Origin of the sequence: Longibacter sp., from assembly GCF_051155795.1 — a bacterium.
GTDB lineage: Bacteria > Bacteroidota > Rhodothermia > Rhodothermales > Salinibacteraceae > Longibacter.
Genome location: NZ_DAXETW010000104.1, coordinates 1 through 15,136, shown reverse-complemented (window position 1 = coordinate 15,136; position 15,136 = coordinate 1). Strand labels below are relative to the sequence as shown.

General features: G+C 63.1%; 12 protein-coding genes. 6 read left to right on the top strand and 6 right to left on the bottom strand.

What is annotated here, in order from left to right:
- Window positions 1-21 precede the first annotated feature (21 nt).
- Together ACFCU0_RS11055 and ACFCU0_RS11050 are read left to right on the top strand one after the other, a co-directional pair.
- Entirely contained in the window at window positions 22-1,158 is a 1,137-nt protein-coding gene (locus ACFCU0_RS11055) for an acetoin utilization protein AcuC (RefSeq protein WP_434973732.1), read from the top strand.
- A 178-nt stretch (window positions 1,159-1,336) separates the two neighbouring features.
- Window positions 1,337-1,699, top strand: a complete 363-nt coding sequence (locus ACFCU0_RS11050; protein ID WP_434973731.1) for a cupin domain-containing protein — start codon at window positions 1,337-1,339, stop codon at window positions 1,697-1,699.
- Window positions 1,700-1,751: 52 nt separating this feature from the next.
- On the opposite strand, the gene ACFCU0_RS11045 is transcribed toward ACFCU0_RS11050, so the two are convergent.
- Together ACFCU0_RS11045 and ACFCU0_RS11040 are read right to left on the bottom strand one after the other, a co-directional pair.
- Complete coding sequence (locus tag ACFCU0_RS11045; protein WP_434973730.1) at window positions 1,752-2,210, bottom strand: septal ring lytic transglycosylase RlpA family protein; 459 nt, start codon at window positions 2,208-2,210, stop codon at window positions 1,752-1,754.
- Between the two features lie 185 nt (window positions 2,211-2,395).
- Entirely contained in the window at window positions 2,396-3,367 is a 972-nt protein-coding gene (locus tag ACFCU0_RS11040) for a nucleoside deaminase (RefSeq protein WP_434973729.1), read from the bottom strand.
- A 165-nt stretch (window positions 3,368-3,532) separates the two neighbouring features.
- Between ACFCU0_RS11040 and ACFCU0_RS11035 the strand changes: the two genes are divergently transcribed.
- Complete coding sequence (locus tag ACFCU0_RS11035) at window positions 3,533-4,087, top strand: DUF3177 family protein (RefSeq protein WP_434973728.1); 555 nt, start codon at window positions 3,533-3,535, stop codon at window positions 4,085-4,087.
- A gap of 20 nt (window positions 4,088-4,107) precedes the next feature.
- Here ACFCU0_RS11035 and ACFCU0_RS11030 read toward each other — a convergent pair whose 3' ends face one another.
- From ACFCU0_RS11030 to ACFCU0_RS11020, 3 genes are all read right to left on the bottom strand, one after another.
- Window positions 4,108-4,617 (bottom strand): low molecular weight protein-tyrosine-phosphatase, encoded by a 510-nt coding sequence (locus tag ACFCU0_RS11030; RefSeq protein WP_434973727.1) that lies wholly within the window; start codon window positions 4,615-4,617, stop codon window positions 4,108-4,110.
- Between the two features lie 251 nt (window positions 4,618-4,868).
- A complete protein-coding gene (locus ACFCU0_RS11025; RefSeq protein WP_434973726.1) occupies window positions 4,869-6,215 on the bottom strand; it encodes a RagB/SusD family nutrient uptake outer membrane protein in 1,347 nt (448 codons plus the stop codon).
- Window positions 6,216-6,266: 51 nt separating this feature from the next.
- Window positions 6,267-9,200, bottom strand: a complete 2,934-nt coding sequence (locus ACFCU0_RS11020) for a SusC/RagA family TonB-linked outer membrane protein (protein ID WP_434973725.1) — start codon at window positions 9,198-9,200, stop codon at window positions 6,267-6,269.
- 283 nt (window positions 9,201-9,483) lie between these two features.
- Here ACFCU0_RS11020 and xseA point away from each other — a divergent pair, with 283 nt between their 5' ends.
- The gene (gene xseA / locus ACFCU0_RS11015) at window positions 9,484-10,788 is read left to right on the top strand and encodes an exodeoxyribonuclease VII large subunit (RefSeq protein WP_434973724.1); all 1,305 of its coding nucleotides are present in this window, start codon (window positions 9,484-9,486) and stop codon (window positions 10,786-10,788) included.
- Between the two features lie 665 nt (window positions 10,789-11,453).
- The gene (locus ACFCU0_RS11010) at window positions 11,454-12,530 is read left to right on the top strand and encodes a hypothetical protein (RefSeq protein ID WP_434973723.1); all 1,077 of its coding nucleotides are present in this window, start codon (window positions 11,454-11,456) and stop codon (window positions 12,528-12,530) included.
- Between the two features lie 108 nt (window positions 12,531-12,638).
- Here the strand turns inward: ACFCU0_RS11010 and ACFCU0_RS11005 are convergent, their stop codons facing one another.
- Window positions 12,639-14,045 carry a carotenoid oxygenase family protein gene (locus ACFCU0_RS11005; protein ID WP_434973722.1) on the bottom strand — a complete coding sequence of 469 codons (1,407 nt, stop codon included), beginning with the start codon at window positions 14,043-14,045 and terminating at the stop codon, window positions 12,639-12,641.
- A 226-nt stretch (window positions 14,046-14,271) separates the two neighbouring features.
- Here ACFCU0_RS11005 and ACFCU0_RS11000 point away from each other — a divergent pair, with 226 nt between their 5' ends.
- Window positions 14,272-15,009 (top strand): ABC transporter ATP-binding protein, encoded by a 738-nt coding sequence (locus ACFCU0_RS11000; protein WP_434973721.1) that lies wholly within the window; start codon window positions 14,272-14,274, stop codon window positions 15,007-15,009.
- Window positions 15,010-15,136 lie beyond the last annotated feature (127 nt).

The following is a 15,136-nucleotide window of genomic DNA, read 5'->3' as shown; positions in this document are numbered from 1 at the left end:
CCTCCCCTTCCTCCTACCGCTGTGTCTACAACCGTTCTCTCTTCCCCTCGCTACCAGGACTACGACTTCGGTCCGGAGCATCCGTTTAGCCCCGTCCGCCTGGAGATGCTGATGGACCTGTTCGAGGAGCTCGGCGCCTCGCTCAACGCGGTGGAGCCGCCGGTCGCCACGCGCGATGATGTGCTGTCCGTTCACGCAGAAGCATTCGTGGACCAGGTCGAGGCAGCCGGCGCAGGCACGCCTCAGACGGGCATGTCGAGATACGGGCTCGGCACAGCCGACGTGCCGATCTTCGACGGGATGGATGCAGCCGCCCGGACACTCGTCGGCGGCACCCTCCACGGCGCTCGACTACTTGCGCGGGGCGAAGCGGAGCGGGTCCTCCAGCTCGGCGGCGGGCTTCACCACGCGCAGGAGCAGCTCGCCAGCGGATTTTGTGTGTACAACGACCTCTCCGTCGCCATCCAGCACCTGCGGGACGCCGGCCGGCGCGTCGCGTACCTGGACATCGACGTGCACCACGGGGACGGCGTCCAGGCACTACACTACGACGACCCCGACGTGCTGACGATCAGCCTGCATGAGTCCGGTCGCTACCTCTTCCCGGGCACCGGCACCGTCCACGAAATCGGCGAAGGCGCAGGCGAAGGGACCTCGCTCAACGTACCGCTTGAGCCGTTCACGGAATCGGACAGCTTTATCGACGTGTTCGAGCGCGTGGTGCCGTACGCCATCGAAAACTTCGTGCCCGAGGTAATGGTCGTACAGTGCGGCGCAGATGCGCACTTTTCGGATCCGCTGGCCGACCTGCTGCTCACCACACACGCATACGAAACCGTTTTCCGCCGCATCTTCGACCTCGCCGACACCCACTGTCAGGGGCGTCTCATGCTCACGCTGGGCGGTGGCTACCAGATGGACGCAACCGTTCGCACCTGGGCCCTTCTTACGCTCCTGGCCACCGGACGCGACCTCCCGGAGAAGCTCCCGGAGTCCTGGATCCAGCGCTGGGAGAAGCGCCTGGAGGACGACCTCACGCCGACGCTTCACGACCCGTCCGACCGCGTCTTCGACGTCCCGCGCCACGACACGATCTACAAACAAAACGAGCGCGTCAGCAAGCGCGTCCTCGAACTCCTCGCCCCCCTATGGTATTGATGGGAGGGACTATTCGGATTGAGGACTGAGGACCGGGAATTGAGGCTTGAGGACCGGGAAATGGGGGATTCTGAGTGGGGTCTCTCCACGCTTGTTCCGCAAGAACGCCACACACGAATGCCGCGCAAGAACCCGATCTCCGTAGCACGCCAACCCTTTATCCCCTAACGCCTCTCCCATGCCGAAACTCATCGAGTCCCCCTCCGTCGTCGAGTCTGCCGGAACGAAGCCAAAACGCATCGAGGAATACGTGGGCCGGGTGAACACCGGGCACGAGGCGCTCAGCGTGGCCCGGATGACATCCCCCGGCGGCTGGGAGGAGCCGGGGCAGCGACCGGAGTTTGACGAAATCACGCTCGTCCTCCGCGGACGCGTTCATGTCGAACACGAAGATGGCGAATTTGAGGTCGGGCCCGGTCAGGCCGTGCTCACGCGCGCCGGCGAGTGGATTCGTTACAGCACGCCGGGCGACGAGGGCGCCGAGTACGTGGCGATCTGCCTCCCTGCATTCAGCCCGGACACCGTCCATCGCGACGACTAACCCGCCGGGCAATCGATCCAAACAGCGAGCTCCGGCTTCGCTCAAAGATCGACTACCAGGACGTGCTGCTGTCGCCGGTCCGATCCGGCTCCGGACCTGGCGACGACCCGCGGTTCGCCGCGCTCATCACTTCGATCTTCACGTCCGCCACGCCGTCGAGAACGAGGTCGATGCGTTTCGCCGCAGACTTGGACAGATCGATGATTCGACCTCGCTTGAACGGGCCGCGATCGTTGATCCGAACTGTGACCTGTTTCCCGTTGTCCAGACGGGTCACCCGAACGCGCGTCCCGAACGGGAGCGTCCGATGGGCGGCCGTCAGCTTGCGGTGCGTGTAGACATCGCCGCTGGCGGTCTGTCGCCCGACGAACTTGTCGGCGTAGTAGCTCGCCTCGCCCCGCTCCGTCATCCCGGGGGCAACCTTCCCGGTTTGTGACGTGGTCCCGGTCGCGCACGCGACCATCAGTCCGAGGCAGACAAGAAGAGCAACGAGGGGGGTACGACGCATCATGATGGAGGTCGGGAAAACGCGAAACGAATACATCCCGGTCCCGGCATCTGGGAGGCAGATCCGAGACCATATTCAATGCCGTTGCCCGAAACCATGATCCCGGAGCGGCCCATTCCACCTCAAAGACGATGCCGTCCCGCACGGCCCGTGTCCTTTCAGAGACCGTAGGGGCGTGGGAGAATACGTCACGAGGTGACGGATTCCAAGAGACGGTGTACGAACCCGCGTTCTCCGGACGACTCCACCCACGTCCGTAGCAGGTCGATGCTGTCCGACCGACGGATGCCTCCAACGACCCGAGGGTGGACGGCCTCCGGGCCCCGGTTCGGCGTGCACCGTCCGATTGCGCCGTTCTCCGGCGCCTCGACCGCGTACACGATGGCATCGATCTGAACCTCGAGCGCAGCACCGAAGCACATCGCACACGGCTCCATGGTGGTTACGAGAACGAGCCCCCGCTCCGCTTTGACGGCGTGATGCCGCTCCGCGTCCGCGATGGCCTGCATTTCCGCGTGGGCGGTCGTCCGCCCGGTGCTGCGCGCCTCGTTGTACCCTCGCCCCAGCGTCTCGCCGTCCGCCGAGACCAGTGTGCTCCCGATCGGCAGTTCTCCCGCATCCATGCCGCGTGTGGCAGCCTCGATGGCCCCGCCCATCAACGTATCGAGACGATCCGGTGTCAACGAGAAGGCCTGCGGTCCACATCGGTCGAGCGCGCCGGGAAGGTCTTCCGCCAGGGCCCGGGCGTTCTCGTACCGACCGCGCGCGCCGCTCTGCTGGAGGGATTCCCCGGCACTTTCCTGCGCTACCGCCAGCACCGTCGCGCCGGCTTCGACAGAGGCAAATGCTGCCCAGGGCGTCGAAATGACCGTTGCGCACTGGGCCGGATGGACTCCCGCAGCTTCCGCCACGCCGTTCACTCGCTCGCGAGGCGTCGACCCACTCGAGGCCGGCATCACATCGGCCTCCGGCGGCATGTCGATCCCGGCCGACTGGACGTTCGCCTTGACGTCTTCCGCCCCCCGGAGGTCGGTCACGACGACACGCACGTCCTCCGCCGCGGCCCGACGTAGCAGCGTGGATGCACCCTCACCGGCCTGGCCGGTCGCGCGGTGCAAGAGAGGACCGAACGCATCGATCACGAGAACATCGACGGGCATAAGCAATCCTTGTTAGTACCAATAGAGAGACGAATCAGGATGCACATGAACCGATGCACCGCCGTTCGGGTAGGCGAGAACAGTCCGGCGCCCCGATCACCGGCGCAACGTACGTGACGGCGCCGCATCCGTGACCACCGTCTTTTCGTCTTCCCACCCCGCCGCGTGAGTTTTTACCGGACGCTGATCCACGCAGACTTTGTTATCGCCGTGCTCCTGCTGGTGCTCATCCCCCTCGGCCTGCTGGTGGCATCCTGGCGCACCCCCTCCGTCCGGGACCGCATGCTGGTGTACTGGCGGGCGTCGGCGCTGCTCGGCGTGACGGTCTACCTCTGGATCGGTGAGGTGCAACTTGGCTTCGTAACGGGGTGGCTGGCACGAGCGATGATCCCGCTCGCCCTCTGGCGCGGAGATGCCCTCACTGTCCTGCGCGGGCGGACGCTGCTACCGCAGTCCCGGCTCGAGGAAGCATATCAAGACTGGAGCCGGATTGCCGTAGGGTACAGCCTCCTGGGCATCGTGTACATGCTCCCCCTGCTCACGTGCGCCTTCGGCTCGGACGCCGCGGAGATGTGTCAGGGCTGGTACGTCCCGCCACAGACGTACGCCGCCTGGATCCACCCCACGATCGAACCGATCTGGCTGGGTCGTTACGCCCGCGTCGCCCTCGGCCTGTACGCCGCCTACCTGATCGCAAGCGCCTACCGGCTCCGGACCTGACCGGCACCGCCCGGTTCGGCTCACGGCTCGACGGGACCGCTGTTCAGATCATATTCCGCGACCAGGCGCTCCAAAATGACCTCAGACGTCCGACTCACGATCTCATAGACGTTCTGAAACCCCTCCTCCCCGCCGTAATACGGATCCGGGACCTGATAATCGCCGGGCTGCGGGTCGAACTCGCGGAAAAGCCGGACCTTGCCACTGTGCCGGTCGTCTTCGTCGAAATAGAGCACGTCGTTCAGGTTGCTCTTGTCCATCACGAAGACGTGGTCGTACGCCTCCAGATCTTCAGCCTGAAACTGCGAGGCGGTATGCTCTTCGAGCGAATGGCCATTGTCGGCGGCCGTCTGGCGCATCCGGTTGTCCGCTCCTTCGCCGACATGCCAGTCGCCGGTACCGGACGACTCGATCTCGAAGCGATCGCCCAGACCCTGATCGACGACCTTGTCGCGAAATACGGCCTCGGCGAGCGGGCTGCGACAGATATTGCCGAGACAAACAAACTGAATGCGGATCGTTTCGGGCATAAAGGTGGGCGGGTATCAGTGAAACGGAAGCGCCTCGTCACGGACGAGCGCGATCGAACGGAACGGTGACTCCAAACGCGGAAGACCATCCCGTGTGCCCATCCCATACGGTCATCGCGTCCACAAATCGTGTGAAAGGAGCGCCGGTCGGTATCGTAAAGAGGCTCAAGGGACCGGCGTGTTGCCGCAATGCAAAACGCCCTCTCCGGCCGGTCTGGCGGAGAGGGCGCTGCAACAGGGACCGCAAAGAATCAGTTTTCGGGGATCTCATCCAGCGGAATAGGGACCTGCGAAAAGATCTGCGCCGGCGACGGCGGGTCGCCCACGGCATCGACCGGAAGCGTGTTCAACAGACCAAACCGCCGCGCGTCCACCCAGCGATGTCCCTCCAGGAAGAGCGAATATCGGCGGTTGTACACCATTTCGTCAAATACGTCCGACTCCGTTACCGGGCCGGTGTACGGCCCGATGCCGGCGGCCTCACGAATGAGGTTCAGGTCGTCCACCGCCGCATTGAGATCCTGATTCGGACCCAGGATTCGTGCTTCGGCCCGCAGGAGAAGAAGCTCCTCGTTGCGAATGATCGATATGGGCGACGTCGACCCGTCCCAGATCGCCACCGCGAGCTTGCTCGACAGACCGTTTGCGGCTGACGGGCTTGCCACGAAATCCCCGTCATTCGTTCGGTCGAGCACCTTGCCGGAGAACCGTTCATCGCCTGCCACGGCGTCGTCCTTGAACGACGGATGCGCGCGGAGCTTAACCGTGGAGGACGTTGGCACCTCGAACAGGGGATTCACTCGCTCGCCGGTTCCCGTCCCGAACAGATGATACGTCCCGAGATCCAGCTCCGAACCATCCGCGATGAGAAAGGAGTCGTCGAGCGCATCGAGCACCGTGTCGTAGTCTTCCTGGTACGCCGCTGCACGTGCCCGGATGGCCCGGTTAAACGCGGCAAAGTCGACGTCCCCGAAGCCCGACGAGAGCTGGAACGGGAAGTCCCCGCCTGCCTGAAGGTTGGCGTAGCCTTCATCCAGGTACCGGTTAATTTCTGTGAACGCGTCGGATCGCGAGACGATCGGGGTGTCGACGTCGTCGCTGAACTCGATCTTGAGCCCGTTATCCCACGTCGAGTTCAGTACGAGCAGCAGCTGGTAGCCGATGATTGTCTGGCCGAAGCCGATGGAGGCCGACAGGTCTTCTTCGGAGAACTGGCTCGGAGTCTCTTCGCGGACCGAGCGTGCGCGGTCGATCAGGTCCCGGGCATTCTTGATGCTCCGATAGCTCGATGCCCAGGGATCAACGACCAGAAACCCGTTTCCATCGAGCGGTCCTGTGTACAGTTCTCCGGTATAGCGCGGATCGGCCGGCTCGAAATAGTAGGCCTCGCGGCCGAAGATGCTCGTCGTCTGCAGGTAGATCTCAATCTCGGACCGCATGGAGCCTTCTGTTCCTGTTGCCAGGTTTTGCAGGCTCACGGCGTCCGCGCTGGGTGCATTGGGGTCGTCGAACTCCAGCGTGTCACATCCCACGAGCAGGAAGCAGGCGAAACCCAGCATGAGAAAGTTCAGGCGAAACGTATACATGGAGGTCTTCATCGGTCGGTTCGGTTGCGTCGGGCAGGGGAGAACGGTGGACGGGAGCGATGGCTAAAAGCCGAGCCCGACTTTGAAGTACACGTTTCGCGACGACGGGAAGGGGATCACGTCGACCGCACGGCCGACCGCCACGTTACCGAACTGGCTGACTTCTGGATCATAGCCGTCGTAGGGCGTGAACATCAACAGGTTGCGGCCGCCGATACCCACGTTCGCGTTCCGGACGGAGCCGTTGAACCAACCATCCAGCAGCGATCGGGGCAGGCTGTAGGTGAGGCTGAGCTCGCGCAGTTTCACGTAGGACCCGTCTTCCACATACCGGCCCGTCCCCCCCGCACCGTTGGCCCGGGCGCGACCGGCCTCTGTGTTGAGATCGGGCGTTGTGCCGGCCAGGTCCGTTATGAGCTTGCCAAGGTTAATGACGTCTCCGCCGTCCTTCCAGTCCCAGAGCATCGACAACTCGACACCGTAGGCCGACACGCGGTTGTTGAAACCCATCTGGAAGTTTGCATTGGAGTTGCCGTACCGGGTCAGGTTTCCTTCTTCATCGAGCCCAACGATCGTCGTTGGCGAAAGGCCCTCTTCGATCCGGAACTGGCCGAGTCCGAGCGAGAAACCACCGACCTGGAAGGGATCCACCGCGAGCCGCGTGATTTCGGACCGGTCACGGGCGAAGGTCACCGTCGACTGCCAGTTGAAATTCGATGTGTTGATCGGGATCACGTTGAGGAACACCTCGATCCCGCTGGTGCGCATGTCCCCGGCGTTGATGAACTCAGTCGCGAAACCGGACGATGTCGGCAGCTGGTTCTCGAGAATGAGGTCTTCGATATTCTGCCGGTAGTACGTCAGTTCAAGCGTTCCCCGTTCGTTGAAGAACGCCAGATCGATGCCGCCCTCGATCTCCTGCGTCGTCTCCGGGTCGATCTCCGGATTACCGCGGCGCGTCGGGACCAGCACCCCGCCGACGCCCCCGATGTTTTCCGGCACCAACGAGGTGTACTTGGCCTGCGCATCCGGCAGGTTGCCCGTGCGACCGAAAGCAGCACGCAGTTTGAACTGTGGCAGGGCGGACGTAAGCGGCTCCCAGAAGTCGAAGCTTGCCAGCTGTACGGACCCCGAGAATTTCGGGTACAGGAAGAGTTGGTCCGTATCCCCGACCCGGCTGCTTGCATCCGCACGCACCCCGGCGGTCAAGAAAAACTTCTCGTTGATGTCGGCTTCTTCTTGAATGAAGAGGCCAATTTCTCGCTGCTTCAGGACGTCCTCGAAGCCACGAAGACTGGTCGCCTGATCGATATTCTCCTGCGTGCTTACCAGGCCCTCGGCGAGCGCCTGCACGTTGTCGATGTCGCGAGTCTCGTACTGAAAGCCGGCCGTCGTCGTGAAGTTAAGCCCGTCTCGCAGGGCGGCTTGGTGGACAAGATTCGTCCAGATGTTTGTGCTAAGACTCGTCGTTTCACCAGCCACAGAGACGCCGCGGACGGACAGCGCTTTGTTCTGCTCGAATTGAAGCTCCGGCGGCGACACGATCTCGTTCGTCAGCGAGTACACATCCGAACCGCCACGCACGACCAGGTCGAGGTTCTGCGAGTCGGTCTGGAACAGGTTGACGTTCACGAGCCCGGCCACGATGCCACGATAGGAGACCTCGTTGTTTTTCAGCAGCTGCACCGTCTGCAGCGGATTCGAGCCCGCCGGACCTTCCGGGAAGGTGCCATCCTCATTCTGACGGATGTCGGCATAGCTTGGTGTGAACGCGACGGAGAAGCCGAGCGTCGTGGCGCCCTGGTTTTCATTCCCGGTGATGCTTCGATCCGACTCCGATCGCGTAAACGACGTATTGAGCTGGAAGCGAACCCGGTCGCCGAAATTCTGCTCCACATTCACGCGTGCGGAATACTTGTCGTATCCTGTATTTTCGACAATACCGTTCTCCGTCAGCGAGAGTCCGCTCACGTAATACCGGGTGTCCTCATCCCCGCCGGATAGACTGAGCGTCGTTTCGCTGGTGAGGCCCTCTCGGCCATACACCAGATCCTCGTAGTCGATGAATCCATTCTCGTCGACCTGCGCCTGAACGTCCGGATCCAGATTGTCCGCGTTCCGGAAATCGCGCGTCCCAATCTCGTTGAGAATGCTATTGACGCCGGTTTGCTGGGTGAAGTTGATCCGGGTGTCGCCGGCCTGGCCGCGCTTGGTTGTGATGATGACCACGCCGTTTGTCGCCTTCGCCCCGTAGATGGCAGCCGCACTCGCCCCCTTCAGCACCTCGATCGACTGAATATCGTTGGGGTTGATGTCAGCAATCCGGTTGGTCGGCTGGCCCTGCGGTCGGTCGCTCCCCGCCCCGGCCGCCGCCGACACGAAGTCGAGACCCGGCTGGATGGCGGAGTTGTCGAGGATCACTCCATCCACGACGTACAGCGGCTGCGTCGATCCGGTGATGGTGGACGTCCCCCGAAGGTTCACGTTGATGCCACCGCCGGGAGCACCGGTGTTCTGGCTTACGGACAGACCCGCAATCTTCCCGCTCAACGCACGTTCAAGGGTCTGCGCGGGCACCGGGACGAGATCTTCCTGCTGAATCGTTCCGACGGAGTTTGCCAGGTTGCGCTTCTTGACGCTGGTCGCAAGCCCCGTCACAACGACCTCATCGAGACCGAGGACGTCGGGCTCCAACTGCACCGTCAGTTCGGATTCATCCGGCCCCAGTTCCACGGTTTTGTTGCGATAACCGACGAACGTAAACAGCAGAGCGTTGCGGTCAGCCGGAACGCGAATCTCGAAGCGACCCTCCGGCCCGGTGGTCGTACCGGTTGTCGTTCCCTCGACCCGCACGTTAACGCCCGGAATCGTTTCACTCGTTTCAGCGTCAATCACCTGCCCGCTGACGGCGCGCTGCGCCCAGGCCTGCGGCGCGGTCGCCACGCACAGCAGCAAGATGAAGACACCGGTCCAGATCTGGTATCGGTAATGTGCCATGCTGCATCGGGGAAGCTATGGGATGGAGACGAAGAAATTTCACGCGCCGCCTCGGACCCGGCAGGGCACCAGGCGAACAACAGATGTTAATGTGTCGTGAACCACATTTCAAGAAAAGATTAAGATAAATGCACGCTCAAATGTGACGACCTTGCGACACGCCGGGCAGATCTCCCGTCATCGTCACGTACACAGGGATGAAGGTGGCTGGACATTGGGCGACGGATTTGGCACGTTTCGGTCCCCTCGTCGTCTCTTCCGCCTTTTTCCATCCGTCCGCCTCGTGGCCTCCGACCTCTTTTCTTCCGCAGGACTTGACGCCCCGTCCAGTGCGTCCAACGAGGACCGTTCGTCCGAACAGGACGCCTCCCCCCCGGAAAAGGAGGCGGTTCTTTCCGTCACCGAGCTTACGGAGGGCCTCAGCTCGCTGGTCGAGAAGCACTATGGGGACATCCGGGTAGAGGGGGAGCTGTCGAACTTCAAACGGGCGGCATCCGGGCACTGCTATTTTACGCTCAAGGACGATGACGCACAGATCCGGTGCGTGATGTGGCGATACCTGACACAGCACATCTACTTCGAACCGGAAGATGGACTCCTTGTGCAGGTGACGGGAAAGGCCTCGGTCTACGAGCGCCGGGGGGACCTTCAGATCCTGGTCAACTCGATGCGCCGCGCCGGGAAGGGGGCGCAGCAAGAGGCCTTCGAGCGCCTGAAGCGAAAGCTGAAGGAAGAAGGCCTGTTTGACCGTGACCGAAAGAAGCCGCTCCCCACGTTTCCCCGACGCATCGGCGTCGCCACCTCCGGGGAGGGCGCGGCGTTGCAGGACGTTCTATCGGTACTGGAACGCCGCTTTCCGGCAGCAGAGGTCATCCTCTGCCCGGTTCCGGTCCAGGGCATCGACGCTCCGAAAGCTATCGCCAATGCCATCGCCCGTTTCAACGCGGTACCGGCGGACGGCGACCAACGCGTCGACGTGCTGATCATCGGGCGCGGTGGAGGCTCCGCGGAAGACCTCTGGGCATTCAATGAAGAGATCGTCGCCCGCACGATGGCCGACAGCGACATTCCGATCATTAGCGCCGTTGGACACGAAACGGACGTGTCGATCGCGGACTTCGTCGCCGACAAGCGGGCCGCTACGCCCTCCATGGCAGCCGAGATCGCCGTCCCGGATCGGCGCGACCTGGAGCTTCAGGTCCGCGGACTGGTCGACCGACTGCGCGATGCGACAACGCGTCCGATCCAGGACGCACGCCGGCGCGTCCGCCACCTGGTCGACTCGCGCGCGTTCCACGAACCGATTCGACGACTGCGAGACATGCAACAGCGACTCGACGGTGCCGTGGAGCAGTTGCACCGCTCGGCCCGGCGCCTCGTCGAGGACCGGCGGCATCAGGTCGAACGTCTTCAGGACCGGCTCCATGCCGCACATCCGGAAGCGCCGCTTCGTCGCGGGTACGCCATGGTAGAGCGAGACGGTGACATCGTTCGGACGGCAGCGAGCCTGTCCCCGGGCGATCGCGTTCGTCTGCGCCTCGCAGACGGCCATCGAACTGCCGACATCGTGGACGACACCGGCGCATGAGGTTCTCCGGGCCCGGCACGCACGCGTTCGACTCGGCGGCGGAATACGCCGTTACGACGGCAAGGGAACGCCGGCGCGCGATCAATTTTCAATGCAGCCCGAAGACGATGTTCCGGTCGTTGCTTCGCCACGATAGGGTAGGTCCACCTGTAGGGACGGTTCACCTGTGACGGATCGAGGATCGCACGGCCGGTTGCGCCCGCTCAAAGGGACGAACCGGGCCGTCCAGCGGTGCGCCAAAAGGGACACCGCCGACCCCGTGATCGCGTACGCATAAATTACATTGCAGCGTCGCATCTTACCCTGCTCGCCCTCATCTTTTGACGCAAAGCGGGATTGGAACTGCCCCGCGTATCACCTGTACATCGGACGGATTTTGATGCACGGCACAAGTCGGCGTCAGACGTGTAGCGCGTCCCGGGTCCCCCGGTTCGCAGCATGGTTCGACTACCGGCCGGTCACCCAGACGGGTGCGTTCGCCCTGCTCATCGGTCCGTTCTCCTCGCCGACCGTCTCGTTGTGCCAGCTACCTGCACGGCGACGCGGGAAGGACGGCGACGCCCCCTTGTGGGCTCCACCCAACTTCCCTAGTCTCGTGGCCGCACCTCACCACCTGCATGTGCGGACGGGCGAGGCCGGACTCTTGTCGTCAGAATCGTGATGCTATGGCATCCACCCCCACCGAACTTACGATTCAGCTCCGCCCGGAGCGCCGCGTTGACGTGATCGACGTCAACAAGCGCGTTCGGGACATCTCGACCGACTTCCTGGCGGAGTACCAGCGAGCGCTCTACTGCTCGCATCATACCACGGCCGGCTTTCTCGAGGAGACGATTTGCAACCGGCTCGGCCAGAGCGATGACTCGGTCCACCAGTTCCTGGAGCCGTTCCAGGAACTCTTCCCGTTCGGCGCCGAGTACCGCCACGACCAGATGCATCTTCGCCGGGAGCTGAGTCCGGCGCAGCGACAAAACGAGCCCCGCAATGCTGATTCGCATCTGACGTTTATCAGCTCGGGGCTCGAGAACTGTGTCACCTACCCGAGCGACCCGTCGCGCCCCGTCTTTTTCATCGACCTGGACGGCGTCAACAAGGACAACCAGGACCGGCGCGAACGCACCACGACCGTTCTCGGATACAACGACGAGCGACTGGTCAAAGAAACGGAGATCGTCGTGCCGGTATCGACCCACCCGATCGACTCGATCAGCCTCCGTGATCCTCGCCTCGGCGTGTTCGATGAACTCCACGAACTTCTCGCCGAGCACGGCATTCGCCGGGGGCGCGTTCATATCGACCTCGCAACAGACGAAACGCACGCGGGCCTGACGGTCAACGAGTACGAAACGCTTCTGATGAAGCACGACCTGGCAGAGGTGCTGCGCGACCCGCTCCGCTTCATGGCGCGGAAAGGCCGCAACATGCTCCGGGACCCGGGCGCCGTCCCCGGCAAGGTGAAGAATTACGCCAAGTACGACCTGGTTCGTCTCGTCAACCGGGTACTTGACACGCTCGGCCTCTCTGAGTCGCTCGTGGAACGGGTCATCGATAAGTGCTTCGCTGTCCCCGCCGAACGTTTCCTCCGAATGAAGCGCTCGGTCAGCCTCCTCGTGACGGAAGATGAGCGAAATGGCGAAGGCACGATCGTTCAGGGTCGGTACCAAAGCCCCATCCTCGTTCAGTGGCGTAAGTCAGAGCCGCAGGCCCGCCGTCTGAAGGTGAAACTGACGCGATTCGAGTAGAGACAATAGCGAAGACAGGCAACGTAGACACGGGACGTCGTCCGATGGACGGCGTCCCTTTCTGTTTGCTCGCACAGCCCGCATCACGCGATCCGGTCGCGCCGGCCATCAGGTGCCGAGAAACTGCCCGTGGAAGCCGAAGGGAATGGCGTGGGGCACCGGTGCTCGCGCCTGCTCGGAAAAGGTCTCTGCGTCCAGGACCAGCAAGAAGGACCGATCCTGATTTGGGTCGAGCACAACCGACAGGATGCATCCCTCATCTTCCGCGCCTCCGGTGGGGGACGGGACGAAGACGGGCTCACCGGGATACGTCCCCGACTCCCGCCACATCCGGGACGCGCCGCTCTCGACGTCGATCTTGACGAGCTGATCGGTGAAGTTGCCGGCCTCGCGCGCTCCGACGCCGTACACGAACCGGTACGGCCGGCCCTCGACGCGCTGATCGTGAACGCGGGGCAACTCCAGCCGCGTCTCCGACAGAGGCTCCGGCTTCACAGGAGACGCGGAGCCCCCGAGCGGCAGGCGATATCGATGCAGGGTACCGACCGCAGGTGTGGGCTCATCCGACCGCAGCCGTTGGAGGTACAGCTCATCGATGATGCTGGCATCGTCGTACGTCACAATGTCGCACACGATGGCGTCTCCCTGCTCAAACGAATTGACGTGATGAAAGGCGAACGCCGGTGGCGCTTCGACCTGCGTGACTTCCTCGCCATCGGAGAGGCGGACGACCCGAAAGCGCGTTGGCTCCTGCGCCGACCACTCGTAGTTTTCGATGAACGGCTTGCCCTCAAGCAGCATGTCCAGCGGGTCCACGCGCAGCGGCCATTCCGAGAGGATCGCGTATCGTTCCGTGAGACCGAAGCTGTGCATGTAGCTCGGCCGATCGACGGGCAAGGTCGCACGGACGTCCCGCCGGCGGCTCCCCGGGTCGACGGCGCAAACATGGTACCGGCACGACCGACCGAACGACGCACCGTACGTGGTCATTTGCCCTGTATCCGGATGGATGTGCGGATGGGCCGTCATCGTCTGCACGTCGAGGTCATCCGCAAAGTCGGTCACGCCGGCGGTGTCCAGCGTCTCCGGATCAAACGCGACCGGCAGCGGCGTTTCCGTCATGGCCACCCAGTCGCCGGCCAGCTTTGCGATGTTGATGCAGGCATTGTCCGTCAGCCGCGGGCGGAAGATGGACATGACGCGTCGAAAAATCGATCGACACGGGTCCGTTGCAAACTCTGCACGCGAAATCTGGCCGCGCTCCAGCGCTTCGGTTCGCGACCGGGACTCCAGGAATCGGTTTCGGTAGGACACCTCTCCGTCGGCAACCTGGAAGGCGTGGAGCATCGCGAGGCCGTCGAACCAGTGATTGTAGGCATCCGTGCCGACCTCGAACTGGGCGGGCCCGTTGCGAATCAGGGTGCCGCTCAACCACCGAGGCATCGATCCTTCGATCGGAAGGGCGCCAACGGTTGCTTCGCGTTTGAGACTTTCGAACCCGGCAGCGTAGGACATGGCGTCGAAGGGAAAGGAAAAGAGAACAGCGGCTCCGCGTAAGTTTGACGCTGGTTACAATGTCGGGACTTCCATTCTGTGTCGGGTGGCAGGCCGGCGTCGCTGCGAACAAGCCCGGTAGCGCGCGGTCCAATCGATGCTTCGCAGGCACGCTCCGATCGAACCCGTGCGCTGCACCTGAAGTTCAGCCACGCACCGACTCTCACCCCGCACGTCGCATCCCACAATGGCCCGCCCCCCTTCTTCTAGCTCCGACCCGGAGTTTCCCCCGTACGACGGTCTGGTTTCTCTTGAAGGGATCACCAAGTCGTTTCGCGAAGGTGAACACGAACGCACGGTTCTGGACAACCTGAACGCAGAGATACAACCCGGCGAGTTCGTTGTGCTCATGGGACGGAGCGGTGCCGGAAAGAGCACGCTGCTCAACCTCATCAGCGGCATCGACCTTCCAACGAGCGGGCGCGTCGTGATCGGCGATACGGACCTGACGCGGCTGTCCGAAACGGACCGCACCCTCTTTCGCCGGGAAAACATCGGCTTCATCTTTCAGTCGTTCAATCTCATCTCGACGCTCACGGTCGCGGAAAACATCACCCTTCCGCTCGAGCTGTCCGGGCGCCGCGATGAGGAAGCCCGCGCGCTCGAGGTCCTGGATCGGGTCGGCCTGGCCGACCGTAAAGACAGCTTCCCGGACCTGCTCTCAGGCGGGGAGCAGCAACGCGTTGCCCTGGCCCGGGCCCTATCGGCGAACCCGCTGTTGATCCTGGCGGACGAACCGACCGGCAACCTGGATTACGAAACCGGCCAGCAGGTGATGGATGTGCTGACCGAGCTCGTGCGGGACTACGGCAAGACGATCCTCATCGCCACGCACGACCGGACGCTCATCGACGAGGCCGACCGGTGCCTGACGCTCCACGGCGGAAAGCTGGAGGCCGGCGTACCGGATTTCGTGGAGGGGTGACGCTCCTCGTGTGATACCGCCCCCGTTTGTCGGCCCGCGTTCCGTCGGCAGAACGGCACCTTTCTACGTTCGCTCTTCGATCTACCACTCCCGTGCGCCTTCTCCCGAAATCGAGTCTTCGGTACCT